Source organism: Gordonibacter sp. RACS_AR68 (genome assembly GCF_030418485.1).
Classification (GTDB): Bacteria; Actinomycetota; Coriobacteriia; order Coriobacteriales; family Eggerthellaceae; genus Gordonibacter; species Gordonibacter urolithinfaciens.
This window is the reverse complement of record NZ_JAIPUP010000003.1, coordinates 272,241-296,213: the sequence shown is the minus strand read 5'-3', so window position 1 is coordinate 296,213 and position 23,973 is coordinate 272,241. Positions and strand designations below refer to the sequence as shown.

Genomic DNA, 23,973 nt, shown 5'->3' with positions numbered 1-23,973 from the left:
CGCCCCTGCTTTCCGCCCACGCGCCCGTTCGCGCGGGCGCCGCCGTTTCCCCGCCCGCCCAGCGGGGGAGGGAGTATACTGCTACAGCAGGCTAAAGCGGCTCGGCTCCCACGCAACGACGGCGCGGCTCCCCTGCGCGACGGCAGCCCTCGGCCTCACCTTATACGAGAGAAGGAGAAGAACCATGCGCTACGTCCACTGCTTGAACAACATTTCCTCGCACGGCACCGACCTGCTCACCGACTCCTACGAGCTTACCGACGACCCCGCGCAGGCTTCGGCCATACTCGTGCGCAGCGCTGCCATGCACGACATGGCGTTCGGCGACGGCCTGCTGGCCATCGCGCGCGCGGGGGCGGGCGTGAACAACATCCCCACGGACCGCTGCGCCGAGGAGGGCATCGTCGTGTTCAACACGCCGGGTGCCAATGCCAATGCCGTGAAGGAGATCGTTCTGTGCGCGCTCTTGCTGGGAAGCCGCGGCATCGTGGACGGCATCGCATGGTGCCGCGACAACGCCGACGATCCGAATATCGCCAAGGCGGTGGAGAAGGCGAAGAAGCAGTTCGCCGGCCGCGAGATCAAGGGCAAGAAGCTGGGCGTCATCGGCCTGGGCGCCATCGGCGCCGAGGTGGCGAACGCGGCCGTGGCGCTGGGCATGGACGTGTACGGCTACGATCCGTACGTCTCGGTGGGCGCGGCGTGGCGCATCTCGAGCGCCGTCCATCACGTCACGAACCTGGACGACGTCTTCCGCACCTGCGACTACCTCACCATCCATGTGCCGGCCATGGAGGGCACCGTCGGCATGGTGGGCGGGCGCGCCTGCTCGCTCATGAAGGACGGCGCCGTGGTGCTGAACTTCTCGCGCGACACGCTCGTGGACAACGCCGCCATGGCCTCGGCGCTGGCGTCGGGCAAGGTGGGCGCCTACATCACCGACTTCGCCACGCCCGAGGTCATGAAGATGGAGCACGCGATCGTGCTGCCCCACCTGGGCGCCTCGACCGCCGAGGCAGAGGACAACTGCGCCGCCATGGCCGTGCAGGAGATGATGGACTACCTGGAGAACGGCAACATCAAGAACTCGGTGAACTTCCCCGCATGCGACATGGGCGCGTGCCCTGCCGGCATGAGCCGCGCGGCCGTCATGCACGAGAACATCCCCAGCATGATCAGCCGCATCACCGACGTGTTCGGCGAGGAGGGCGTGAACATCGAGAACATGACGAACAAGTCCCGCGGCGACGCCGCCTACACGATGCTCGACCTCGACCAGCCTGTGCCCGCCACCGCCGTGGAGAAGCTGGAGGCCCTCGAGGGCGTCCGCCGCGTGCGCGTGGTGTGCTAAGGGGCTCCGAGCCGCGCCGCATGCCCCTCGGGCATGCGGCCGACGGCGGGGACGGCCGGCTCCCAAGGTCCGGCGACCTTCGCCGTAGGCGGGGAGGGAAGATGCCCGCAAAACGAAAAAAGCCAGCCGGTTTCTGCCGGCTGGCTTTTAGATTCTCAATGGTGGACCGTCGGGGACTCGAACCCCGGACCTTGGGATTAAGAGTCCCCTGCTCTACCAACTAAGCTAACGGTCCAAAGAAAAACTATGTCAAAGTGCTCAAAGCGCTGGGCTATCTTAAAGCATGCGTCCAACGATTGCAAGCCCTAATTTCAAAAAGCGCGCTGGGGTGGCTAATCGGACTCGAACCGACGACCTCCAGAGCCACAATCTGGCGTTCTAGCCAACTGAACTATAGCCACCAAGGCGCAAGGTGGAAGTATACGGATTTTCCCTCCCGAGCGCAAGAGGATTATGGACAAATTGTATCAGACTTGCTGCAATCGGGCTCTGATCGGCCCGTTTAGAGTAGTATAGTCGCCTGAAACGCCGTGTTTTCCGCAGGTTGGCACCGCTTCGGGCTGCCGACCGTTTCCGGCCACGGCGCAAAAACCGGCGTTGCGCGCCTGGGCGCGCCCGCCTCCATCACTTTCACCGAGGAGCGGCACCACGTGGAAAAGCAATCATCTGAAAAGCGCTTTGCGCTCTTGATCGACGCCGACAACGTGTCGGCCAAGTATATAAAGCCCATCACCGACGAGCTGTCGAAATACGGCACCGTCACCTACAAGCGCATCTACGGCGACTGGACGCTCACGCTCCATGCCAAATGGAAGGACGCGCTGCTGGAGAACTCCATCACGCCCATCCAGCAGTTCGGCTACACGCAGGGCAAGAACGCCACCGACTCGGCCATGATCATCGACGCCATGGACATCCTGTACACGCGCTCGGTGGAGGGCTTCTGCATCGTGTCGAGCGACAGCGATTTCACGCGTCTGGCCAGCCGCATCCGCGAGAGCGGCCTCACGGTCATCGGCATGGGCGAGAAGAAGACGCCCACGCCGTTTCGCAAGGCATGCGATATCTTCACCACGTTGGAGCTTCTGCTGGGCGATGCGGGCGGCAAGGCGCCCGGCCGCGGCAAGGGCCGGGGCGACCAGGCCGGTGCGAACGCCGCCGGCGCGGGCGCGGGCACGGCCACCGCGAGCAAGGAGGAGATCGAGCAGGCCGTGGTGAACATCATCACCGACAACCAGAACAACGGGAAGTCCACGGGCCTCGGCGAGGTGGGCAGTCGCCTGCTGAAGCGCTACCCGGACTTCGACGTGCGCAGCTACGGCACGAACCTGCTGTCGAAGCTGCTCGACGAGTTCCCGAGCGTGCAGATCACGAAGGACGGCAGCTCGGTGACGGTGGAGCTTGCGGGCGACGATCGCGAGCGTCGGGGCGGCCGCGGCAAGGACGCCCCGCACGGCGCGGAGGCGCCGGCCTCAGAGGCGTCCGACGCGCAGGCCGAGCAGGAGCCGAAGGGGCCTGCCAGCGCCGAGGCCGCAGTCGACGCGCAGGCGGAGCCCGCCCCGGCCGAGGACGCCGGCGAGCCGGCGCGGCAGACGGCTGCGAACGGGGGCGGGGAGGGCGCTTCCGCGAAGAAGCCCCGTCGCTCCACGCGCGCGGCCACGCATCGCGGCGGGAAGGGCGACGCCCCGAAGGCGGCTGCCAAGGACGCCGTCGAGGCGAAGAGCGCCGAAGCCCCCGCCCCGGAGGTTCCGGCGGAGGAGCCGCAGGCTGCTTCGCGCGCCGAACAGCCCGAGCCTGTCGAAGAACCCCCCGTGGACAACCGTCCGGGCCGAGCCGCCCGCTTGCGGGCCGCCGCCGCATGGGCGAACGCCATGGGCGGGCGCAAGGCTGCGGCCAAGACGAAGCCGGCCGCGCGCAAGGAGCCGGAGGCGCAGGCGCAGGACGTCCCGGCCGCCCCGCAGGCCGAGGAACCCGCAGAGGCGCGGCAGGAGCAGGCGCCGAAGTCGAAGTCCCGCCGCAAGCCGGCCTCCAAGGCCGCCGCTGCGGTCCCGCAGCCCGCCGAGCAGGGCGAAGTCCCGCCGCAAGCCGCCGAGGCCCCCGCAAAGGCCTCGGCGAAGGCTTCTGAGAGGCCGGCGCCGAAGTCCTCGGCGAAGCGCGCGAAGGCGGCCGATCCGGCCGAGACGGCGCAGCCCGCCGAGAAGGCCGCGAAGTCCGGGAGGGCTCCCAAGCCTCCCAAGGCTGCGCAAGCCCCCGAGGCCCCCGCGCAGGATGCCCTCGCCGCAGGCGGGCCCGAGGAGTACATCCGCCAGACGCTGGCCGAGGCCGGCCCCGACGGCGTGGCGCTCGCCACGCTCGGCAAGCGCGTGCGCGGCAAGTTCCGCACGTTCAAGCTGCGCGACCTGGGCTACGCCCAGTTCCGCCCGTACCTTGCCGACCTCGAGGGCGTTGCCGTCGAGCAGCGCGACGGCCAGTTCTACGCCCGCCTGGCCCGCTAGGCGGGCCGCGGACCAGCGAGACCGGCCCGCCCTTCGCGCGCCCGGTGCGATCCGCCCCGCCCCCGGCGCGCCCCGGTGATCCGGGGCGCGCCGGTCGTCGGGGGAGCCGTCCGGGCGCGCGCCTCTTTTCAACCGCTCGTTGACGGAGGACGGGAGCCCGTTCGTCCGTGGTATCCTGCCCCCTGATCCCGTTTCCACCGAGAAGGAACCTTGCCATGAAGAAGTTACTCGCGATCGTGGCGGCCGTGGCGCTCGTCGCCGTGGGCGTCGTGGGCACGCTCGCGTTCCAGCGCGCCTTCGAGCCCAGCGTCAGGCTCTCCGCCACGTCCATCCAGGAGCAGCTCACGAACTCGAGCGAGCTGGCCACGGCCAAGCTGGAGTACCGCGGCCTCGTGCGCTACGAGAACGGCGACATCGACTTCATCAACAAGAAGGGCTTCACCATGGTCTACGACGCCGAGGTGCGCGCCGGTGTGGACCTGTCGCAGGCCTCCGTGGACGTGAGCGGCCGCACCGTCACCGTGCGCCTCCCGCAGGCCCGTCTTCTGGGCATAGAGATAGACCCGCACTCCATCGAGTTCTACGACTCCGCGTTCGCACTGTTCAACTGGGAGAACAAGCAGGATACCGCCGAGGCGCTCAAAACGGCCCAGGCCGACGCCGAGGGCAAGGTCGACCAGACGGGCATGATCGGGCAGGCCAACGAGCAGGCACGCACCCTCGTGGAGAACCTGCTGCACCCGTTCACCGTGGGAGAGGGCGCCTACACGCTGCAGATCGTGGACGCGTAAGGGGGGCGCAAACTGCGCCTCATACGGAAACGGCGCGGCGGCCCGGTGGACCGTCGCGCCGTTTCCGTATGGGAAGGGGCTTGCCCCGCGCCGCCCTATGCCAATTCGTTCTCGTCGAACGCGTCGCGGCCCAGGCGGAAGCTGCGGCCCTCGAGGCGGCGCTGGCGGTACTCCGCCGCGGCGGTGAACAGCACGTCGGACGAGGAGTTCAGGGCCGTCTCGCACGAGTCCTGAACCACGCCGATGATGAAGCCGATGGCCACCACCTGCAGGGACACGTCGCCGTCGATGCCGAACAGCGAGCAGGCCAGGGGTATGAGCAGAAGCGACCCGCCGGCCACGCCCGACGCGCCGCAGGCGGAGGCGGCGGCCAGCGCGCTTAGCACCACGGCGGCGAGCGGGTTCACGGCGATGTCGAGCGTGTGGGCGGCCGCCATGGCCATGACCGTGATGGTCACGGCCGCGCCCGCCATGTTGATGGTGGCTCCCAGCGGGATGGAAACCGAGTAGTTGTCCTTGTCGAGGCCGAGCTTCCGGCAGAGCTCCATGTTCACCGGGATGTTCGCCGCCGAGCTGCGCGTGAAGAACGCCGTGACGCCGCTGTCCTTCAGGCACCGCAGCACGAGGGGGTAGGGATTCGCGCGCACGCAGGCGAACACGATGAGCGGGTTCGCAACGAGGGCGATGAACAGCATGCAGCCCACGAGCACGAGGAGGAGCCGTCCGTACTCGGCGAAGACGTCCAGCCCGTTCTGCGACACGGTGGAGTACACAAGCCCCAGCACGCCGAACGGGGCGAGCGCGATCACCCAGCGCACCACCGTGGACACGGCGTCCGACACGCTTGCGAACACGTCCTTCACCGTGCCCGACGCCGCGCGCAGCGCGATGCCCAGCACGACGGCCCACACGAGGATGCCCAGGTAGTTCGCGTTCGCCAGCGCGTCCACGGGGTTCGCCACCATGTTCGAGACGAGCGTGCCCAGCACCTCGCCGATGCCCGAGGGCGTGCCCTGCGCCTCCGCCGGGGCCGCCAGCGTCAGCTCGGTGGGGAACAGGTAGCTCGCCCCCACGGCCACGAGCGCCGCCGCGAACGTGCTCACCAGGTAGAGCACCACGACCGTTCGCATGGACCCCGCCGCCTTCGCGTTGGCCAGCGCGCTTGTCACGAGGAAGAACACGAGCACCGGTGCCACGGCCTTCAGGGCCGACACGAACAGCGTGCCCAGAAGCCCCACGGCCTCTGCGTTTGGAAACGCGATGCCCAGCACCGCGCCCACGGCGAGTCCCGCCACGATGCGCTTGATAAGGCTGATGTCGTTGTACTTGCGCGCGAGCGCCTTGAAGTCCACGCCTGCTCCTTGCCTTCGTTCCCTACGGTTCGGGCGCCTATGATAGCAGACCGCGCAACCTGGCCGCGCGCCGCCAAGTTCTGCTATCATGTTCGCTGCGCGAAAAGGGCGCACGTGCGGGCGTGGCGGAATTGGCAGACGCGCCAGATTTAGGTTCTGGTACCGAAAGGTGTGAAGGTTCAAGTCCTTTCGCCCGCACCAGCATACCCGGGGAAGCTGCAAGCTTTCCCGGGTATGCTGCGTTTGAGGCTGCGGCCGAAGGCGCGGGCCGCGCACGCGGGCGCTGCTTCCGGGCGCTGCTCCCGGGCGCGCTTCCCGGTTGCCGCAGCGCATCGTCTCTGCCGCAGCCTGCGCAAAATGCGCGTCCTCGCCCGATTCTCGCCTCAGTCGGGGCGCATTGCGCTAAACTGGTCGCGGATACGAGGGGGGAGTACGCCATGCGCATGCAGCCACGACCGGAAAAACTCACGACCGAGGAACTCGGGCAGATCGCCGGCCTGGACGCGGCCAAGCTCGATATGCTGGCCGCCTGGGCGAACAAGAAGCTCACCTGCGCGCACTGCAAGCGCTGCACGCTGCGCTGCGAGGTGCTGAAGGAGCCGGGCCTGGACATGGGCCAGGTGGAGGAGGGCTACGGCGCCATAGCGGCGCTGCCGTTCGACGACCAGCCCGCCGCCGTGCTGCAGCTCGTGCAGGACCGCCCCGAGCTCTACCACGCGCTGCGCCGCTGCTGCTTCTGCGGCTTCTGCACGGCCACGTGCCAGACCCACGTGCTGGCGCCCGAGCGCATGCGCGACTGGCGCGTGCTGTTCATGCGCGCCGGGCTCATGCCGCCCGACGACTCCAAGCTCGTGATGGTGGACAACGAGTGGAACATCTTCAGCGCCTACCGTGCCGTCTACGGCATCGGCTACCCGGAGCTCACCTCGCTCGAGCAGGCGGCCGGGAACGGGCCGGGCCTGGCGGACACGCTGTTCTTCCCCGGCTGCTCGCTGGTGAGCTACGCGCCCGAGCTCACGCGCACGGTGGGGAGGTGGCTCACCGACAACGGCGTGGCCTGGGCGCTCTCCACCGATTGCTGCGGAAGCCCGCTCATGAGCGCCGGGCTGTTCGACCGCGCCGCCGCGCTGCGCCAGCGCATCCTCGACCAGATACGCGCGGCGGGCATCGAGCGCGTGGTCACGGTGTGCCCCGGCTGCGGGGAGGAGTTCGTGGAGCTCATGGGCGACGAGGTGGACATCGTCCCCTTGCCGGAGCTCCTGTTGAAGAAGAGCCGAGCCGCCGAGCGCGCCGGCCGTCCCACGGGCTTCGCGCCGCTTCCCGAACGAAGCGTCACGTTCTTCGACTCGTGCCACGACCGCTTCGACGGACGCCATGGCGCCGCCATCCGCGCGCTCGTGGCGCGCAACCTGCCCGAGACGGCCCGTCTGGAGATGGACCACCGCCGCAAGGGCACGCTCTGCTGCGGGGCGGGCGGCGCCGTGGCGGGCTACGACGGCGACGTCACGGAGCGACGCGTGTGGCGCATTATCGACGAGGCGCGCAAAACCGGCGCTGAAACGCTCATCACCACGTGCCCCACCTGCACCTACACGGTGGCGCAGGCCTGCCTGGGAGCGCCGTCCGAGCGCGGAATCGGCAACCGCCACTACCTGGAGCTGCTGTTCGGCCAGACCATCGACTGGTCGCAGGTGTTCGCCCAGCTGGGCGGCATGTGGGAAGGCGAGTACGGCCCCTGGCTCACGCAGACGTTCTTCGCTTAGGCAAGGGCCCTGCCCTTGCCCTACGCTCGACCCGGGAGAGACGACGAGGCATGACTTTCGATACCGCTCCTGCCGATCGGCGATTGGGGTGCGCCGTGGCCCTTACGCCAGGAAGCGTCCCAGCAGGAAGCCGGCCACCACGCAGAGCGCGGCGAACAGGGCCGACAGGCCGATGAGCCGCGCGTCGCGCTTCTCGCGGCGGACGCGCTCGCGCTCGGCGCGGTTGCGCTCGAGGAAGAAGGAGTACCCGTCCGAGGTGATGACCACGATGGTGCCGCGCTTGCCCTCGGCCTTCGCGGCCAGCGCTCCGGCGTCGATGAGCTCGGCCTGCAGCTCGTCGTCGGGGCGGTAGGGGAAGGCGCAGCGGTACACGAGCTCGCCCTCGACGCTGCACGTCGAGCGCTCGTAGTCGATGAGCCGCGCCAGCTCGCGCTCCTGCGGTATGTTCAAGGAGATGGCCACGCGCACCTCTCGGTCGGGTTCATGATGATGGTTTCCATGATAGCGGGTCGCGGCGGACGGTGGGTGTGGAAAATCGCCGGAGATCAGGAAACGTCCCGGTACCCAGAAGCTCCGGGCGGGCAACGCGGCGTTTGCGCCCCCATACCGCGCCTCTTTCGTCGGTTCTTCGTGAACCTGCTTCCTCAACCCTACCATATGTGCGATAATTCCGTTTCGGTGTGCCAGAGTGCGAATCGGACGTCTTGCGAGGCCGACGCGGATGCGCGCCGCTAGGGGGCAGCCGCCGAGAGCACCGCACGCTGCCGCGAGGCGATTTATCGGAAATGATGGAGGATAGTTACGTGGAGACAAAAGTTGAGGCATTGCAGGATAACCGCGTCAAGGTGACCGTTACCGTCGATGCCAAGGATATCGACGCGCGCATCAAGAAGACCTACAAGGACTTCGCGCACAAGTACAACTTCCCCGGGTTCCGCGCCGGCAAGGCGCCGCGCCCGATCATCGACAACGCGCTGGGAGCCGAGGCGGTCCCCGCCACGGTGACGGACGACGTGGTGAACGAGACCTATCCCCTCGCCATCGACGAATGCAACCTGTACCCCGTGTCGAAGCCGACGTTCGCCGAGGACATGGGCCTCGTGGCGGCCGGCAAGCCGTTCGAGTACTCGCTCGAGGTGGAGGTGAAGCCGGAGCTGGAGCTTTCCAGCTACGAGCCGGTGGAGATCGACATGCCCGCCGAGGGCGCGAGCGACGCCGAGGTCGACGACCAGATCGACCAGCTCCGCGAGCACTACTATGACTACGAGGACGCCGCCGCGGCCACGAAGGTCAAGGAGGACAGCTACCTCGACCTGGGCATGAAGGCCACCGACGACGCCGGCGAGGACATCGCCTCCCTGACCACCCCCACGCGCCTGTACGGCTTGGGCACCGGCCTGTTCCCGGCCGCGTTCGACGCCGAGCTCGTGGGCATGAAGAAGGGCCAGAAGAAGGAGTTCTCCATCGACGTGCCGGCCGAGCCGACCGTCATGACGCAGCCTCTCATGGGCAAGACGTCCAAGATCAACTTCGAGGTCGAGGTGCAGGCCGTCAAGAACAAGGTGCTGCCCGAGGTCACGGACGAGTGGGTCAAGGACACGCTCGGCTTCGAGAACGTGGCCGACCTGCGCACCCGCGTGGCCGACTCCATCCTGGAGCAGAAGGAGGAGGTGCTGCCCCGCATCAAGGAGAACCAGTGCCTCTCCAAGCTGGCAGACCGCCTGCAGGGCGACGTGCCGGAGGCCATGTGCGAGGAGGCCGAGACGAGCCTGCTGCAGGACTTCTTCCAGCAGCTGCAGCGCCAGGGCGTGAGCTTCGACGCCTATCTGAAGCAGCAGGGCATCACGCCCGACCGCTTCAAGGAGGACGTGAAGGCGCAGGCCGCCGACATGACCAAGCAGGACCTCGCGCTCGACGCGTGGGCGCGCCACTACAGCATGGAGGTCACGGACGAGGACGTGGCCGAGGAATTCGTGAAGAGCGGCGTGGAGGATCCGAAGAAGCTCCAGGAGGAGTGGCGCAAAAACGGCCAGCTCCACATGGTGAAGAACGGCATCGCCCGCACGAGGGCCGCCGAGGACGTCATGGAGAAGGCCGTCGTGACCATCGTCGAGCCGGGAGCGGCCGCCGACGACAAGAAGGACGAGAAGAAGCCCGCCAAGAAGGCCGCGGCCAAGAAGACCGCCAAGAAGGACGAGGCCAAGGACGAGGCTACCGAGAAGAAGCCGGCCGCCAAGAAGGCCGCCCCGAAGAAGGCCAAGAAGGACGAGGCCGCCGACGCCGAGAAGGCAGCGGACGCCGAATAGCGCCGCAGGCGGCTCTTCGGACGCGCCCTTCCGGGGGCGCGTCCGCTCGTCTCGCCGAGGGTAACGAAACGGTAGCCTGGCCTTGCGTGGCGGCGAAACGTACATCACTATGGCATTAGACGATTCCGTGCGGTCCCGCCGGGGCCGCGAGCGAAAGCGAGGCAACAAGCTATGAGCTACGATACCAAGGCAGCACTGATCCCCTACGTCATCGAGCAGTCCCCCCGCGGCGAGCGCAGCTACGACATCTACTCCCGCCTGCTGAACGACCGCGTGATCTTCCTGGGCGAGCAGATCGACGACAACGTGGCGAACTCCGTGGTGGCGCAGCTGCTGCACCTGGAGAGCGCCGATCCCGAGAAGGACATCTCCCTCTACATCAACTCGCCGGGCGGCTCCGTCACGGCGGGCCTGGCCATCCTGGACACCATGGACTTCATCAAGTGCGACGTGTCCACCATCTGCCTGGGCGAGTGCGCCTCCATGGCCGCCGTGCTGCTGTCCAACGGCGCCAAGGGCAAGCGCCTGTGCCTCCCGAACTCCATGGTGCTCATCCACCAGCCGTCCGGCGGCGCCCAGGGCCAGCAGACCGAGATCGCCATCGTGGCCGACTTCATGCTGAAGACCCGCAACCGCCTGAACAAGATCCTCGCGGACAACACGGGCCAGACGCTCGAGACCATCCAGGCCGACACCGAGCGCGACAACTACATGACCGCCGAGGAGGCGCTGGCCTACGGCCTGGTGGACCGCATCACCACGTCGCGCGCCGTCGCGTCGGACACCGAAGAGAAGAAGAGCGAATAACCTGTTATGACGAACGAGAGACACGAGGAATTCGCCGGCCGGGACGACATCGCGTGCGCCTTCTGCGGGAAGCACCCGCACGAGGTGGCCGCGATGATCTCGGGCCCCAACGGCATCTACATCTGCGACGAGTGCATATCCGTGTGCGCCGATGCCATGATGCGCGACCTGGGGCTCTCCGTGCCGCCCGAGGCGGCCGCCCCGATGGAGTCCGAGCCGCAGGGCCGCCACGCCAAGCATGCGGGCGAGCCGTACACGGCCGAGGCCGAGCCGGCGCCCGAGGACGTCCTGGCCGACCTGCCCACTCCCCACGAGCTGTACGCGGAGCTCTCCGAGCATGTGGTGGGGCAGGAGGCGGCCAAGCGCGCGTTGTCCGTGGCCGTGTACAACCATTACAAGCGCATCAGCCTGGGGGCCGACGCAGCCGAGGGCGACGTGGAGCTGGCCAAGAGCAACATCATGCTGCTGGGCCCCACAGGCTCCGGCAAGACGCTCTTGGCGCAGACGCTCGCCCGCACGCTGAAGGTGCCGTTCGCCATTGCGGATGCCACCACGCTCACCGAGGCCGGCTACGTGGGCGAGGACGTTGAGAACATCCTGCTCAAGCTCATGACGGCGGCCGACTTCGACATCCCGCGCGCCGAGATAGGCATCATCTACATCGACGAGATCGACAAGGTGGCCCGCAAGGCCGAGAACCTGTCCATCACGCGCGACGTGTCCGGCGAGGGCGTGCAGCAGGCGCTCCTGAAGATCGTGGAGGGCACGGAGGCGAGCGTCCCGCCGCAGGGCGGCCGCAAGCATCCCCAGCAGGAGCTCATCCACATCGACACCACGAACATCCTGTTCATCCTCGGCGGCGCGTTCGTGGGTTTGGCCGGCATCATCGCCGACCGCGTGGGAAAGAAAGGGCTCGGCTTCAACGCCGACCTGCCCGAGTCCAAGAAGCACGCCGAGGCCGAGCTTTTGGCCCAGGTGCTGCCTGAGGATCTGAACAAGTACGGCATGATCCCCGAGTTCGTGGGCCGCATCCCCGTGGTGACGTCCCTGAACGAGCTGTCGGAGGAAGACCTCGTGCGCATCCTCACCGAGCCGAGGAACGCGCTGGTGAAGCAGTACACGAAGATGTTCGACTTCGAGGATTCCACGCTCGTGTTCGAGCCCGAGGCCCTGCGCGCCATCGCGCACGAGGCCGTGGAGCACGGCACGGGTGCCCGCGGGCTGCGCTCCATCTGCGAGCGGGTGCTCATGGACGTGATGTACGACCTGCCCGAGCACGAGGGCGCCACTGCCGTCACCGTGCGCGCGAGCGACATCAAAGGCGAGACGAAGCCGGAGATCGAGCCCGCGGGCGGGGCAGGGGCCCTGCCGATGGGCGACGAGGTGAGCCTGCAGAGCGCATAGCGCGGTCGCGGGATACGGGAGACGAGCGGGCGGATCGCAGACGAGCGGCGCGCCCGCTTTTCGGTTTGAGAGACTTTGAGGACGAAAGAGCAGACCATGGCCGATAACACGAACGAGAAAACCGGGGCGAGGAAGATCGACTACGACTTCGCCGCCCACGAGCGCCCGCTTTTCGAGGCGTGGAAGGATGCCGGCTACTTCCAGCGCGGCGAGGGCTTCGGCGCCAAGAAGGGGCAGCCCTACACCATCGTCATCCCGCCGCCGAACATCACGGGCGTGCTGCACATGGGCCACGCCCTCAACGACACCATCCAGGACACGTGCATCCGCCGCGCCCGCATGCAGGGCCGCCCCACGCGCTGGATCCTCGGCACCGACCACGCCGGCATCTCCACGCAGACCAAGGTGGACAAGAAGCTGGCCGACCAGGGCATCAGCCGCCTGGAGATAGGCCGCGAGGCGTTCATCGAGGCGTGCTACGACTGGTACAAGGAGTACGGCACCACCATCGTGAACCAGATCAAGGGCATGGGCTGCTCGTGCGACTACGACGACGAGCACTTCACGCTGGAGCCGGCCTACGTGCGTGCCGTGCGCAAGCTCTTCGTGGACTGGTACCGCGACGACCTCATCTACAAGGGCAAGCGCATCGTGAACTGGTGCCCCCACTGCACCACGTCCATCTCCGACGACGAGGCCGAGTACGTGGACGAGGCGGGGCACCTGTGGTACCTGCGCTACCCGTTGACCGAGCCGGTGGACGGACTGGAGTACCTCGTGGTGGCCACGACGCGCCCCGAGACGATGCTCGGCGACACGGGCGTGGCGGTGAACCCGAAGGACGAGCGCTTCAAGCACCTCGTGGGCAAGACGGTGACGCTGCCGCTCGTCGACCGCGAGATCCCCATCTTCGCCGACTGGCACGTCGACAGGGAGTTCGGCACCGGCTGCGTGAAGACCACGCCCGCGCACGACCCGAACGACTGGGCCATGGGCGAGCGCAACGGCCTCGAGCGCATCAACATCTTCGACGAGACGGCGCACGTGGTGGAGGGCTACGGGAAGTTCTCGGGCATGGACCGCGACGAGGCCCGCGAGGCCGTCGTGGCCGCGTTCGACGAGCTCGGGCTGCTCGACCACGTGGAGGACCACGATCACTCCGTCATGACGTGCTACCGCTGCCACACGAAGCTCGAGCCCTGGGAGTCCGAGCAGTGGTTCGTGGCCGTGGACGGCCTCAAGAAGGATGCGGCGCGCGTGGTGGAGGACGGCTCCATCCAGTTCCATCCCGAGCGTTGGAAGCAGGTCTACCTCGACTGGCTCGAGAACCTGAAAGACTGGTGCATCTCGCGCCAGCTGTGGTGGGGGCACCGCATTCCCATGTTCTACTGCGACGCGTGCGGCTGGGAGGACGCTTCGGTGGAGGACGTCGAGACGTGCCCCGTGTGCGGCGCCCCGGTGCGCCAGGACGAGGACGTGCTCGACACGTGGTTCTCGTCGCAGCTGTGGCCGTTCGCCACGATGGGCTGGACCGAGGAGGGGGTGGACGCGCCCGAGATGCGCGCCGCGTACCCCACGCAGGTGCTGTCCACCGCGCGCGACATCATGGGGCTGTGGGTGGCGCGCATGGTGATGGCGTCCATGTACTGCACGGATCAGATCCCGTTCGAGCACGTCATCATCCACCCGACGGTGATGGCGGCCGACGGCAAGCCCATGTCCAAGAGCCGCGGCAACGGCGTGGACCCGCTGCGCCTCATGGAGGACTACGGGGCCGATGGCATGCGCTTCGGCCTGCTCATGCAGGTGACGGGCGCGCAGGACCTCAAGTTCAACGAGGAGAAGCTGGAAAGCTCGCGCAACTTCGCGAACAAGATCCGCAATGCCGCGCGCTTCGTCATGATGAACCTGGACGGCTACGAGCCGGGCGAACCCGCGCCCTCGACGCCGGCCGACCGCTGGATCTTCTCGCGCTTGGCGGGCCTCGTGGCGCGCCTGGACGCGGCGTTCGACGGCTTCGAGTTCGGCGAGGCCACGCGCGAGCTGTACGCGTTCTTCTGGAACGAGTTCTGCGACTGGTACATCGAGTTCTCGAAGGCGCGCCTGGGCGCCGGGGCCGACCCGGCGGACCGCCTGGCGTGCCAGCGCAACCTCGTGTTCGTGCTCGACCAGGCGCTGCGGCTGCTGCATCCCATCATGCCGTTCGTGACCGAGGAGATCTACCAGGAGTTGCCCATCGACCGCGAGGGCGCACCGTACCTCATCGGGGCCGCCTGGCCTGACGCGCAGGAGCTGGCGAAGTACGCGGACCCGGAGGCCGAGCGCGCCATCGAGATGGTGTGCGAGACGGTGTCGGCCATCCGCTCGACGCGCGCCCGCTACGGCATCTCGCCGAAGTCCCAGCTGGCCGTGGTCGTGAAGGCCGACGGGGCGGACGCGGCCCTGCTCGAGGCCCAGCGGGGGCTCATAGAGGGCATGGGCAACACGGCGTCGCTCGCCATCGGCGCGCAGGTGGAGAAGCCGGCCGAGTCCAGCGCCGTGCTGGGCGCGGGGCTTGAGGTGTACCTGGTGCTGTCGGGCCTCGTGGACCTCGGCGCCGAGCGCGAGCGCCTCGCGAAGGAGCAGGCCAAGCTCGCCGCCGACGCGGGCAAGCTGGAGAAGAAGCTCTCCAACCCGGGCTTCCTGGCCAAGGCCGCGCCCGAGATCGTGGAGAAGGACCGTGCCAAGCACGCCGAGCTCGCCGACAAGCTTGCTCGCGTGGAGGCCCAGCTGGCGGAGCTGGGGTAGGCGCGGGCGGCAGGCGGGCGCGGGACGTCCGCCTGCCGCAAAGGCGCATCGAGGCACGGGGTCTGTTGGGCGCCTCTTGCGGAAATTGCCTGAACACGGGGGTGCGGTCGGGCAATTTTGGTATAATGACTGACCGTGTCGACGCTTGTTGAGGTCGGCACGGTGCAACGGTCGCCCCCGCGGCGTCTGGCAAGTCGAAGAAAACGAGGTTGAAATGAGCGAACTGCTGTCCCAGTTGTGGACGCCCGAGTTGCAGGCCGCGTTCACCGTGGTCGTCATACTGCTCGTCATTCTGTACGTGCTCTCCATCGTCTGGGTGGTCCGCGACGCGTACCTGCGCGGCTCCTACTGGTACGTGTGGGCCATCGTGGCGCTCATCCCGCTGCTGGGCATCATCGCGTACTGCCTGCTGCGCCCGCCGCTGCTGCAGATCGACCGCGACGAGCAGGAGCTGGAGATCGCGCTCAAGCAGCGCGAGCTCATGAAGTACGGCGAATGCGCGAACTGCGGCTATCCGGTAGAGGCCGACTTCGTGCTCTGCCCGAACTGCCATCAGCGGCTGAAGAACCTTTGCGGCACCTGCAACCATGCGCTCGATCCGTCGTGGACCGTGTGTCCCTACTGCGCCACGCCCGTGGGCGGTGCCGCCCCCGCGCGCCGCAACGCTCCGCGCGCCCGAACGCAGCAGCCGCAGCAAGCGGCTCCCCAGCAAAGGCAGGCCCGGACCCGCTCCCCGCAAGGCGAGCATCCCGCCCCGTAACCCGCGCTGTCGAAGAAGCCGCCTCGTTTACCGGGGCGGCTTTTTATGCTGCGCCGGTGCCTGCCGCCTGCCGGCCTGCCGCCTGCTGCGGCGTCTGTTGAAACCGTGTGCTCGGAGGGCCCTCCGGCCGTTCGTGGCATACTGAGCCCGGGCTGCGCACTCAAGACGCAGCCATACCGATCGTGCAGGCGCTTTGTGCGCGCCCGGCACAGGAAAGGAACCATCATGAATATCGTACTTCCCGACGGCTCGCGCAAGGAGCTCGCCGACGGCGCTACCGTCGCGGACGTGGCCGCCTCCATCGGCGCGGGCCTTGCCAAGGCCGCGCTCGCCGGCATCGTGAACGACCGGCCGGTCGACCTCTCCGCGCCCGTGGCCGAGGGCGACTCCGTAGCCATCGTCACCGCCAAGAGCGACGAGGGCCTGGAGCTCCTGCGCCATTCCACGGCGCACGTCATGGCCGCCGCGCTCGTCGACCTCTACGGCGACGTGCAGTTCGGCGTGGGACCGGCCATCGAGGGCGGCTTCTATTACGACGTGAAGACGGGCCGTGCGCTCTCGCCCGACGACTTCGCCGCCATCGAGGCCCGCATGGCCGAGATCGTGAAGTCCGACGAGCCCTTCGAGCGCCGCGTGGTCACGCGCGCCGAGGCCGAGGAGATCTTCGCGAACCAGCCGTTCAAGCTGGAGCTCATCGCCGAGCTTCCCGAGGACGCCGTCATCACCACGTATACCATCGGCAAGTTCACCGACCTCTGCCGCGGGCCGCACCTTCCCTCCACCGGCAAGCTGGGCGCGTTCAAGCTCACGAAGCTCGCCGGTGCGTACTGGCGCGGCGACGCCGAGCGCGAGATGCTCACCCGCATCTACGGCACGGCGTTCTTCAAGCAGAAGGAGCTGGACGAGCACGTGCGCAACCTGGAGGAGGCCGAGAAGCGCGACCACCGCAAGCTGGGACGCGAGCTGGGCATCTACGTCATGGACCCGCTGGCGGGCGCCGGTCTGCCGCTGTACCTCCCCAAGGGCGCGCGCATCATCCGCACCCTGCAGGAGTGGCTGCGCCGCGACCTGTACACGCGCGGCTACGAGGAGGTCATCACCCCGCACATCTACAACGCCGACGTGTGGAAGACCTCGGGCCATTACGGCTTCTACAAGGAGAACATGTACTTCTTCGAGATCAACGAGGGCGACGACGAGAACCCCCGCATGACCGAGTACGCCGTGAAGCCCATGAACTGCCCGGGCCACGTCATGCTGTACAAGAGCGAGCTGCATTCCTACCGCGACCTGCCGCTGCGCTACTTCGAGTTCGGCACGGTGTACCGCCACGAGATGAGCGGCGTCGTGCACGGCCTGCTGCGCGCCCGCGGCTTCACCCAGGACGACGCGCACGTGTTCTGCACGCGCGACCAGGTGGTGGACGAGGTGGTGGCCATCCTCGGGCTCGTGGACCATATCATGTCCACGTTCGGGTTCGAATACGAGGCCGAGATCTCCACGCGTCCCGAGAAGTCTATCGGCACCGACGACATGTGGGAGCATGCCACAAACGCGCTCAAGGAAGCATGCGAGCGCCACAGCCTGTCCTACGACATCAACGAGGGCGACGGCGCGTTCTACGGCCCGAAGATCGACATCAAGGTGAAGGACGCCATCGGCCGCACCTGGCAGTGCTCCACCGTGCAGGTGGACTTCAACATGCCCGAGCGCTTCGGGCTCACCTACCGCACCGAGGACAACACCGAGGAGCGCCCCTGGATGCTCCATCGCGCCATTTTCGGCTCCATCGAGCGCTTCTTAGGCATCCTTATCGAGCACTACGCGGGCGCGTTGCCGCTGTGGCTGGCTCCTGTGCAGGTTGCCGTGCTGCCGCTGGCCGACCGTCACAACGAGGCGGCCCATGATCTAGCCTTGAAGCTGGCTGATGCGGGCGGTCGCGTGGAGGTGTACGACCAGAACGAGCCCATGCGCGTGAAGATCGCGAAGGCCCAGAGCCAGAAGATCCCGTACATGGTGGTGCTCGGCGACAAGGAGATCGAGAACGGCACGGTCAGCGTGCGCGAGCGCCACGAAGGCGACCTCGGCGCGTGGGACGTGAAGAAGCTGGTGCAGGCCATCAAGGACGCCGCGCTGTAGCGGCGCGCCGGGCGGAGGCATACCGCGCCGCCGGGCTCGGTCGCGCGGTATGCCCGAGCGGCGGCGCACCGTGTCCCAACCTCGCTTCGAACGGAAGCCCCCGCCTGGTCGGGGGCTTCTTTCGTGCTTGCCGAACAGTGCGGGGGCCGGTATGATGGCTTCATGTCCATTCAAGGTAGGGGAGGGGAACGTTTCATGAAGAGGATCAAGATAGCCGCCGTCTGCGCCGCCGCGCTCATGGTGCTGTGCCTGGGGGCGCTTGCAGGATGCGGGCCGAACGACGAGGAGGTCATCCGCAACGGGGTGGCCGAGGAACTGGACGGGCTGAAGAACCTGGACGAGGCAGCGCTCGCCGACCTCATGTCCGGTGCGGACGTTGCGGACCTGTCCGAGTTCGGCATCGATGCGAACGAGTTCATGAAGGCTTACCTGGCCGGCTTCGATTACCGTATCGGCGACGTGACGGTCGACGGCAAGGAGGCCCATGTCGACGTGGCGCTCACGTGCAAGAGCTATGCCGCCTACGAGCAGGCGCTCGAGGATGCTGCGGCGAAGCTGGCCGAGGACGAGTCGTTCCTCGAGCTTCCCGAGGCCGAGATGAACCAGAAGATCGGGGAGACCGTCATGGAGGCCACCGCGGCCATCGAGCCGGTCGATGCCGGCTCCGTCACGATCGACTACACGCTCGAGGGAAGCACCTGGACGCCCACCGAGCAGTCCACCCGCAACATAGCCGAGGTCCTGTTCGGTTAGGCGGGAGCGTGGAATACGGCTGGGGATTGCGGCGCTCATGGCGGGCCTGCTGCTCATGGGGCTCGTGTTCGTGGTGACGGGCGTCCAGATGGCCTGCAGCCGCTGGCGGCATGCGCTCGCCGGCGCCGCAGGGCTACCGGAGCGCGAGCGCGAAGCGAGCGGCGTGGCGCAGGCGACCCGCGTAGGCGGTGTGCTGCTCATCGTCGTCGGAGCGGGCGTCGTGGGCCTCGGCGGCTGGCAGGCTTGGGCGTCCTACACGCCCGAGAGCGACGGCATGCTGACGGTGGCCGGCGTGTTCCTGGTGCTTGTCGACCTGTTCGTGGTCTGGGCGCTGCGTGCCGCGCGCCAGGAATACGAGGACGGCTCCCGCTAGCAGTTCGTCCAAAAGCTGGCGCGATCCGTCCGGCTGCCAGCCGGCCCGTTTCGCGCCGTCCTTCAGGAACGGGGCCCGTCGTCCCCGTTCTCGTCGTGCCCCGCACGTGTGCCGTACCGGTCGCGCAGGGCAGACTCCCGCATCTCCCGCGCGTCCTCGAACAGCCGACGCGCGTCCTCGCGGCTGACGCCCATGCGCTCGGCCGCGCCGCCCAGCTCGTTCATGCGGCGTCGGTACTCCCTCACGGCATGCTCGGCAACAAGACGCCGCCGTTCCTCGCGGCGCTGCTGCCTGTCGGCCAGCCGGGGGCCGTCGCCGTCGGGATCGGCGTCGTCCACGAGCGCGCGGCGTGCCATCTCCTGAGAGGCGAGGTCCAGCGCCTCGTCGATGGCGCGCTTGCGCGCCGAGGCTCGCTGAAGCAGCGCCGCACGGTCCTGCCAGTCCAGGTCCTCGAAGCTGCGCCCCTCGTGTCGTGCCGCCAGCCGCTCGAGCGCCGCCTTGCGGGCGAGCATCCGCTCCAGCTCCCAGTGCTCGCGCAGGATGTCGCCGATGTCGCGCGGGCTGTGCGCTATCTCGCGCACAGCCTCGATGGGCTTCGCGTCGGCCACGCGGTAGGTGAGCATGCCCAGAAGCGGCATGAGGAACACGGTGATGGCGCCGGCCGCCACGAGCACGCTGGCCGTCTCCTGCGGCATGGCGCCCGCGCTCACGGCTACCGACGTGACGGCCACGATGATGGGCAGCGCCGTCGTGCAGTACAGCGCGATGGTCAGGCGGTTGTGCGTCGATATGTCGCGCGTGTCCTTGCCGGTTGAGAGTGCGGCGAAGATGGGCACCGCGCGGATGAGCAGCAAAAGCGCGATGAAGCCCACCAGCACCTCGGGCTGCTGGAACACCGCCGCCAGGTCGATCTTCGCGCCGGACACCACGAAGAAGATAGGTATGAGGAAACCGTACGCCACGCCGTCCAGCTTGTGCTCGAGCGCGTGGTCGCCCTCGGGGATGATGTAGCGGAGCACGAAGCCCGACGCGAACGCTCCCAGCACGATGTCGAGGTCGAACGCGGCCGACAGGGCCACCAACCCCACCAGCAGGAGCACCGTCACGCGCATCATAGTCTGCGAGGTGCCCTCGGCGTTGGCGGTGAGGAAGCGGAACAGCCGGTGGCCGGCCTTCTTCGCCTTGGCGGGCACCACCGCCACCAGCACGCACAGGGCCATGAACGCCATCAGGATGAGCACGGTCTTCCACTCGGCGCGCGTCGACAGCAGAAGCGCCATGGCGAGCACCGGGCACAGCTCGCCCCACGTGCCGTAGGCCAGGACGGACTCGCCCACGCGCGTGCCCATGAGCTCGCGCTCCTTCAGGATGGGCATGAGCGTGCCGAGCGCCGTGGTGGTCAGCGCGATGGCCACGGCCACGGACTCTATCTCGTTCGCGAACAGGCCGCTGGCGAAATGCACGAACAAAAAGGCCAGCACGATGGACACGACCCAGGTGGCCAGGCCCCGCTTGCCTTGGGAACCGGTGAGGCTCTTCGGGTTTATCTCGTAGCCCGCCAGCAGGAACAGGAAAGCCAGGCCCAGGTCGGACAACAGCCCTACCGAGTCGGTGAGCTCTATGGCGCCCGCGAGGTTCGGCCCGAGCACGGCGCCGGCGATGAGCAGGAACACCGTCTCGGGGATGAGCTTGCCGGGGATGAGCTTGGCGAGGATGGGACACGCCGCCGCGACGAGCGCGATGATGGCGAGCGAGATGAGGTCGACGGGCATGGAGGGCCTTTCGGGCGTGCGAGAACGACGTTTGCAGACGAACGATGCCATTGTAGCGCAACGGAGGGGGAGGGCGTCGTGGTATGCTTAGGGCGCACGCAGAGCACGTACCGCCCGCCGCCCCCGCGGCGCGGGCGAGCGGGAAAAGGAGCGAACCCCATGATCGTCACCGCCGAGGTCTCCGCCGAGGACCGCCGTCCCCGTTCCGTCCCAGGGTGGACGCGGGCCCATGGCTAAACGGGAGGAGCTGCTGGAGCGCCGGCTGGCACAGGCATCCCCGTTCAAGCGACAGGCGTTCCTCGCCCTGGAGGACGTGCGCGCGGCGCGCGGCGCAGCGCGGGCGGTGGGTATCGCGCTGTTCGCGCTCATCGTGGCGAACGCGCTGCTCGTGTTCGCCGAGCCGCAGCTGGACGTGTCGTCGGGCGTGTCGCATGCGCTGCTCGTGTTCGGGCTGGCCTCGAGCGCGTGCTTCGCGGTTGAGTATGGCGCGCGCCTATGGGTGGCCGACCTCGTGCATCCTTGCTGCGGGCCCGTGAAGGCGCGGCTGCGCTACGCGCTCTCGCCCATGGGGCTCGTCGACCTGCTGGCGTTCCTGCCGGGGCTGCTGGTGCTGGCGGTGCCGGTGTCCGCCTCGGCGCTCAACGCCGCGCGCATCATCCGCCTGCTGCGGCTCGTCAAGCTGTCGCGCTACATGCGCGGGCTGCGGTCCATCGCGCGCGTGTTCGCGAAGCGCCGCCAGGAGATCGTCGCCGCGTTCACGGTGCTGGGGCTGCTCACCGTCACGGCCAGCGTGCTCATGTTCGAGGTGGAGCATCCGGTGCAGCCCGACAAGTTCGACAGCGTGCTCACGGGCATGTACTGGGCCATGACCACTATCACCTCAACGGGCTACGGCGACCTCGTGCCCCTGACGGCGGCGGGGCGCCTCGTGGGATTCCTCACCATGCTGCTGTCCATCGGCGTGGTGGCCATCCCGGCGGGCATCTTCTCGGCCGGCTTCGTTGCCGAGTTCCGCGCGCAAGACGCGCGGGCCCGCGCAAGGTGCGGTGCGGACGAGGGGGATGCGCGCGACGGCGATGGGGAGCGTGTCGACGGGTGCTGCGACGACGGCGTCGAGGCCGATGCCGACGACTTGTAGGGGCCCGGCGGGGGCGCAGGCGCAGCCCGTCGCTTGACGGGGCATCACCTGCGGCACGGCTACCCCGCCGTCTGCGTGCCGGGCGCAGCGGCACCCCGGGGCTTGCGACGCGCTCCGCCTCGTTGTCTGCGGCGTGGTCGCGCATCACGCCGATCTCGCCTGCGCATCCCCGTGATCGCCGAGGCGGCCCGGCTGCTATCCTGCCAGGTAACGCTCGAGCGCGGGCCAGGCGCGCAGGGCCTCGGCGTAGCCCTGCTCGTAGAGGGCCATGAGCTTGGCCTGGTCCTTCTCCATGCTCGACACCGTGACGGGCTCCGGCGGGCGGATGAGGAAGAGGAGGCCCTCGTCGTGCAGGCAGGGCAGGGCCCGGTACAGGCGGTTGTACTCGTAGTGGCGATGCTGCAGGCGGTCGACGTAGAAGGGGAAGTCGGCGTAGCGCTGGCGCAGGAGCGCCATGAGCTTGTTCGGGCCCTTCAGGTAGTCTTCGGCTTGCGTGAGCACCACGATGCGCTTGGCGGGGCCGGTGAGCAGCGAGTAGATCACGGGCACGCTGTCGCACGTGCCGCCGTCCAGCAGGTGCTTGCCGTCCACCTCCACGATCTGGCTCACAAGCGGCATGGACGACGAGGCTATGAGGTAGTCGACGTCGGCCAGGGCGTCGGAGAACTCATGGTAGTCGGCCTCTCCCGAGTCCAGGTCGCTCGACACGGCCACGAGGCGCATCGGCGAGCTGTTGAAGGCGGCGTAGTTGAAGGGCTCCAGCTGGTTGGGTATCACGTTGAAGGCGAAGTCGCGCCCGCAGGCGTTGCCCGTGCGCACGAAGCTCTTCAGGGAAAGGTAGCGCCAGTCGCCCGCGTACTTCACGTTGAGGTAGCAGGAGCGGCCCGCGTCGCCGGCCACGTAGTTGTAGCCGCAGAGCGCGCCCGCCGACACGCCCACCGTGCGCTCGCAGAACAGCCCGCGGTCCATGAAGGCGTCCAACACGCCGGCCGTGAACTGGCCGCGCATGGCCCCGCCCTCCAGCACGAGGTCGACGGGCGTCACGGCATGCCCGCGCCAGGCGGGCTCGTGGAGGTCGCGGGGGTCGGTGCGGGGGAGGCGTGCGGTCGTGTCGCTCATGCGGGATCCTTTCTGCGTGCTCGCGTCCTATTATAGCGCAGCGGCCCCAACGGCGGCACGCGCTGTAGCCTAATCGGGAGGCGCCGTTCGCCTTGCCAGCTGGCCGGGACCGGTCGCGCTCGCAGCGCCCTGCACGAGGGCGGGCACGCCGCTTCTCCGGCCGAGGGGACGGCGGCCGCAGCCCTTTTCCCGCATCTGTGAAGTAACCATGGAGCGCCCTGCCGGCGATCGGCCGTTCGCGGGGCGAAAATGTCGGGAAACCCAAGTTTTATGCCCTAAACCGTAACAATTAGATGCACAGTTGAGCGAAGGCGTTTACAATACGGGCAGAACAAACTGATCGCGCGCCCGCCGGGCGCCGCGAGAGACGGTGCCCGCGGCACCGCGAGCAGGGCCGTGCGAGCGGCCGAGACTATAAGGAGGCTTTACATGAGCGAGGTCGTTTCTTCTTCCGATTTCCAGTCCAAGGTGCTCGACGCGCAGGGTCCCGTGCTGGTGGACTTCTTCGCCACGTGGTGCGGCCCGTGCAAGATGCTGGCGCCCACCATCGACGAGATCGCGGCCGAGCAGGCCGGCAAGGCGTCCGTCTACAAGCTTGACATCGACCAGAGTCCCGACATCGCCCAGAAGTACGGCGTGATGAGCGTGCCCACGCTCGTCGTGTTCGAGAACGGCCAGGTGAAGAAGCAGGCTGTGGGCGTGCAGCCCAAGCAGAACATCCTGTCGATGCTGGCCTAGCGCCGCCTCGCCGCAGGTTCCCGGAAGCGCCGGCCGCCTTGGGCAGCCGGCGCTTCCTTGTGCTCGGGGAGGCAAAGGGAGACAAAGGGACGGGGATAACGTCACGTTCTTTGAAGTCCTCGGAT

General features: G+C 68.0%; 18 protein-coding genes and 3 tRNA genes. 15 read left to right on the top strand and 6 right to left on the bottom strand.

Annotated elements, in window-relative coordinates:
• The first annotated feature begins 184 nt into the window (after positions 1–184).
• Complete coding sequence (locus K9U15_RS08505) at positions 185–1,351, top strand: phosphoglycerate dehydrogenase (RefSeq protein WP_096226749.1); 1,167 nt, start codon at positions 185–187, stop codon at positions 1,349–1,351.
• A 159-nt stretch (positions 1,352–1,510) separates the two neighbouring features.
• On the opposite strand, the gene K9U15_RS08500 is transcribed toward K9U15_RS08505, so the two are convergent.
• Both K9U15_RS08500 and K9U15_RS08495 read right to left on the bottom strand, forming a co-directional pair.
• Positions 1,511–1,586, bottom strand: a tRNA-Lys gene (locus tag K9U15_RS08500).
• Between the two features lie 89 nt (positions 1,587–1,675).
• Positions 1,676–1,752, bottom strand: a tRNA-His gene (locus tag K9U15_RS08495).
• 249 nt (positions 1,753–2,001) lie between these two features.
• On the opposite strand from K9U15_RS08495, the gene K9U15_RS08490 reads away from it, so the two are divergent.
• Positions 2,002–3,846 carry an NYN domain-containing protein gene (locus K9U15_RS08490; protein WP_123673862.1) on the top strand — a complete coding sequence of 615 codons (1,845 nt, stop codon included), beginning with the start codon at positions 2,002–2,004 and terminating at the stop codon, positions 3,844–3,846.
• A gap of 215 nt (positions 3,847–4,061) precedes the next feature.
• Positions 4,062–4,637 carry a DUF4230 domain-containing protein gene (locus tag K9U15_RS08485; protein ID WP_123673864.1) on the top strand — a complete coding sequence of 192 codons (576 nt, stop codon included), beginning with the start codon at positions 4,062–4,064 and terminating at the stop codon, positions 4,635–4,637.
• 95 nt (positions 4,638–4,732) lie between these two features.
• On the opposite strand, the gene sstT is transcribed toward K9U15_RS08485, so the two are convergent.
• Positions 4,733–5,989: a serine/threonine transporter SstT gene (gene sstT / locus K9U15_RS08480; protein WP_087190941.1), complete on the bottom strand. Its 1,257-nt coding sequence runs from the start codon at positions 5,987–5,989 to the stop codon at positions 4,733–4,735.
• A gap of 116 nt (positions 5,990–6,105) precedes the next feature.
• Between sstT and K9U15_RS08475 the strand changes: the two genes are divergently transcribed.
• Positions 6,106–6,190, top strand: a tRNA-Leu gene (locus K9U15_RS08475).
• Positions 6,191–6,432: 242 nt separating this feature from the next.
• Positions 6,433–7,752 (top strand): (Fe-S)-binding protein, encoded by a 1,320-nt coding sequence (locus tag K9U15_RS08470; RefSeq protein WP_206611224.1) that lies wholly within the window; start codon positions 6,433–6,435, stop codon positions 7,750–7,752.
• 102 nt (positions 7,753–7,854) lie between these two features.
• Here the strand turns inward: K9U15_RS08470 and K9U15_RS08465 are convergent, their stop codons facing one another.
• Positions 7,855–8,214: a hypothetical protein gene (locus K9U15_RS08465; RefSeq protein WP_041239908.1), complete on the bottom strand. Its 360-nt coding sequence runs from the start codon at positions 8,212–8,214 to the stop codon at positions 7,855–7,857.
• 341 nt (positions 8,215–8,555) lie between these two features.
• Between K9U15_RS08465 and tig the strand changes: the two genes are divergently transcribed.
• From tig to K9U15_RS08425, 8 genes are all read left to right on the top strand, one after another.
• Positions 8,556–10,058 (top strand): trigger factor, encoded by a 1,503-nt coding sequence (gene tig / locus K9U15_RS08460; RefSeq protein WP_227115307.1) that lies wholly within the window; start codon positions 8,556–8,558, stop codon positions 10,056–10,058.
• A 171-nt stretch (positions 10,059–10,229) separates the two neighbouring features.
• On the top strand, positions 10,230–10,865 hold the full coding sequence (locus tag K9U15_RS08455) for an ATP-dependent Clp protease proteolytic subunit (protein ID WP_087190938.1): 636 nt from the start codon (positions 10,230–10,232) through the stop codon (positions 10,863–10,865).
• A gap of 6 nt (positions 10,866–10,871) precedes the next feature.
• Positions 10,872–12,269 (top strand): ATP-dependent Clp protease ATP-binding subunit ClpX, encoded by a 1,398-nt coding sequence (gene clpX, locus K9U15_RS08450; RefSeq protein WP_096226738.1) that lies wholly within the window; start codon positions 10,872–10,874, stop codon positions 12,267–12,269.
• A gap of 96 nt (positions 12,270–12,365) precedes the next feature.
• On the top strand, positions 12,366–15,056 hold the full coding sequence (locus K9U15_RS08445; protein ID WP_096226736.1) for a valine--tRNA ligase: 2,691 nt from the start codon (positions 12,366–12,368) through the stop codon (positions 15,054–15,056).
• Positions 15,057–15,270: 214 nt separating this feature from the next.
• A complete protein-coding gene (locus tag K9U15_RS08440; protein ID WP_096226735.1) occupies positions 15,271–15,816 on the top strand; it encodes a zinc ribbon domain-containing protein in 546 nt (181 codons plus the stop codon).
• 225 nt (positions 15,817–16,041) lie between these two features.
• A complete protein-coding gene (thrS, locus tag K9U15_RS08435; protein ID WP_096226733.1) occupies positions 16,042–17,955 on the top strand; it encodes a threonine--tRNA ligase in 1,914 nt (637 codons plus the stop codon).
• 195 nt (positions 17,956–18,150) lie between these two features.
• Complete coding sequence (locus K9U15_RS08430; RefSeq protein WP_096226732.1) at positions 18,151–18,708, top strand: hypothetical protein; 558 nt, start codon at positions 18,151–18,153, stop codon at positions 18,706–18,708.
• A gap of 37 nt (positions 18,709–18,745) precedes the next feature.
• The gene (locus tag K9U15_RS08425; protein WP_096226730.1) at positions 18,746–19,081 is read left to right on the top strand and encodes a hypothetical protein; all 336 of its coding nucleotides are present in this window, start codon (positions 18,746–18,748) and stop codon (positions 19,079–19,081) included.
• A gap of 62 nt (positions 19,082–19,143) precedes the next feature.
• On the opposite strand, the gene K9U15_RS08420 is transcribed toward K9U15_RS08425, so the two are convergent.
• A complete protein-coding gene (locus tag K9U15_RS08420; RefSeq protein ID WP_123674044.1) occupies positions 19,144–20,853 on the bottom strand; it encodes a cation:proton antiporter in 1,710 nt (569 codons plus the stop codon).
• A 229-nt stretch (positions 20,854–21,082) separates the two neighbouring features.
• On the opposite strand from K9U15_RS08420, the gene K9U15_RS08415 reads away from it, so the two are divergent.
• Positions 21,083–21,991, top strand: coding sequence for an ion transporter (locus tag K9U15_RS08415; RefSeq protein WP_227115308.1), 909 nt, complete (start codon positions 21,083–21,085; stop codon positions 21,989–21,991).
• A gap of 195 nt (positions 21,992–22,186) precedes the next feature.
• On the opposite strand, the gene K9U15_RS08410 is transcribed toward K9U15_RS08415, so the two are convergent.
• The gene (locus K9U15_RS08410; RefSeq protein WP_087190930.1) at positions 22,187–23,110 is read right to left on the bottom strand and encodes a patatin family protein; all 924 of its coding nucleotides are present in this window, start codon (positions 23,108–23,110) and stop codon (positions 22,187–22,189) included.
• 429 nt (positions 23,111–23,539) lie between these two features.
• On the opposite strand from K9U15_RS08410, the gene trxA reads away from it, so the two are divergent.
• A complete protein-coding gene (gene trxA, locus K9U15_RS08405) occupies positions 23,540–23,848 on the top strand; it encodes a thioredoxin (RefSeq protein ID WP_087190929.1) in 309 nt (102 codons plus the stop codon).
• Positions 23,849–23,973: the final 125 nt, after the last annotated feature.

What these genes read in the sequence shown, in the direction of transcription:
- K9U15_RS08505 (WP_096226749.1), top strand. Translation starts at nt 185, where the DNA reads ATGCGCTACGTCCACTGCTTGAACAACATTTCCTCGCACGGCACCGAC.
- K9U15_RS08485 (WP_123673864.1), top strand. Translation starts at nt 4,062, where the DNA reads ATGAAGAAGTTACTCGCGATCGTGGCGGCCGTGGCGCTCGTCGCCGTG.
- K9U15_RS08470 (WP_206611224.1), top strand. Translation starts at nt 6,433, where the DNA reads ATGCAGCCACGACCGGAAAAACTCACGACCGAGGAACTCGGGCAGATC.
- K9U15_RS08455 (WP_087190938.1), top strand. Translation starts at nt 10,230, where the DNA reads ATGAGCTACGATACCAAGGCAGCACTGATCCCCTACGTCATCGAGCAG.
- clpX (WP_096226738.1), top strand. Translation starts at nt 10,872, where the DNA reads ATGACGAACGAGAGACACGAGGAATTCGCCGGCCGGGACGACATCGCG.
- K9U15_RS08445 (WP_096226736.1), top strand. Translation starts at nt 12,366, where the DNA reads ATGGCCGATAACACGAACGAGAAAACCGGGGCGAGGAAGATCGACTAC.
- K9U15_RS08440 (WP_096226735.1), top strand. Translation starts at nt 15,271, where the DNA reads ATGAGCGAACTGCTGTCCCAGTTGTGGACGCCCGAGTTGCAGGCCGCG.
- thrS (WP_096226733.1), top strand. Translation starts at nt 16,042, where the DNA reads ATGAATATCGTACTTCCCGACGGCTCGCGCAAGGAGCTCGCCGACGGC.
- K9U15_RS08430 (WP_096226732.1), top strand. Translation starts at nt 18,151, where the DNA reads ATGAAGAGGATCAAGATAGCCGCCGTCTGCGCCGCCGCGCTCATGGTG.
- K9U15_RS08425 (WP_096226730.1), top strand. Translation starts at nt 18,746, where the DNA reads ATGGCGGGCCTGCTGCTCATGGGGCTCGTGTTCGTGGTGACGGGCGTC.
- K9U15_RS08420 (WP_123674044.1), bottom strand. Translation starts at nt 20,853, where the DNA reads ATGCCCGTCGACCTCATCTCGCTCGCCATCATCGCGCTCGTCGCGGCG.
- K9U15_RS08415 (WP_227115308.1), top strand. Translation starts at nt 21,083, where the DNA reads ATGGCTAAACGGGAGGAGCTGCTGGAGCGCCGGCTGGCACAGGCATCC.
- K9U15_RS08410 (WP_087190930.1), bottom strand. Translation starts at nt 23,110, where the DNA reads ATGAGCGACACGACCGCACGCCTCCCCCGCACCGACCCCCGCGACCTC.
- trxA (WP_087190929.1), top strand. Translation starts at nt 23,540, where the DNA reads ATGAGCGAGGTCGTTTCTTCTTCCGATTTCCAGTCCAAGGTGCTCGAC.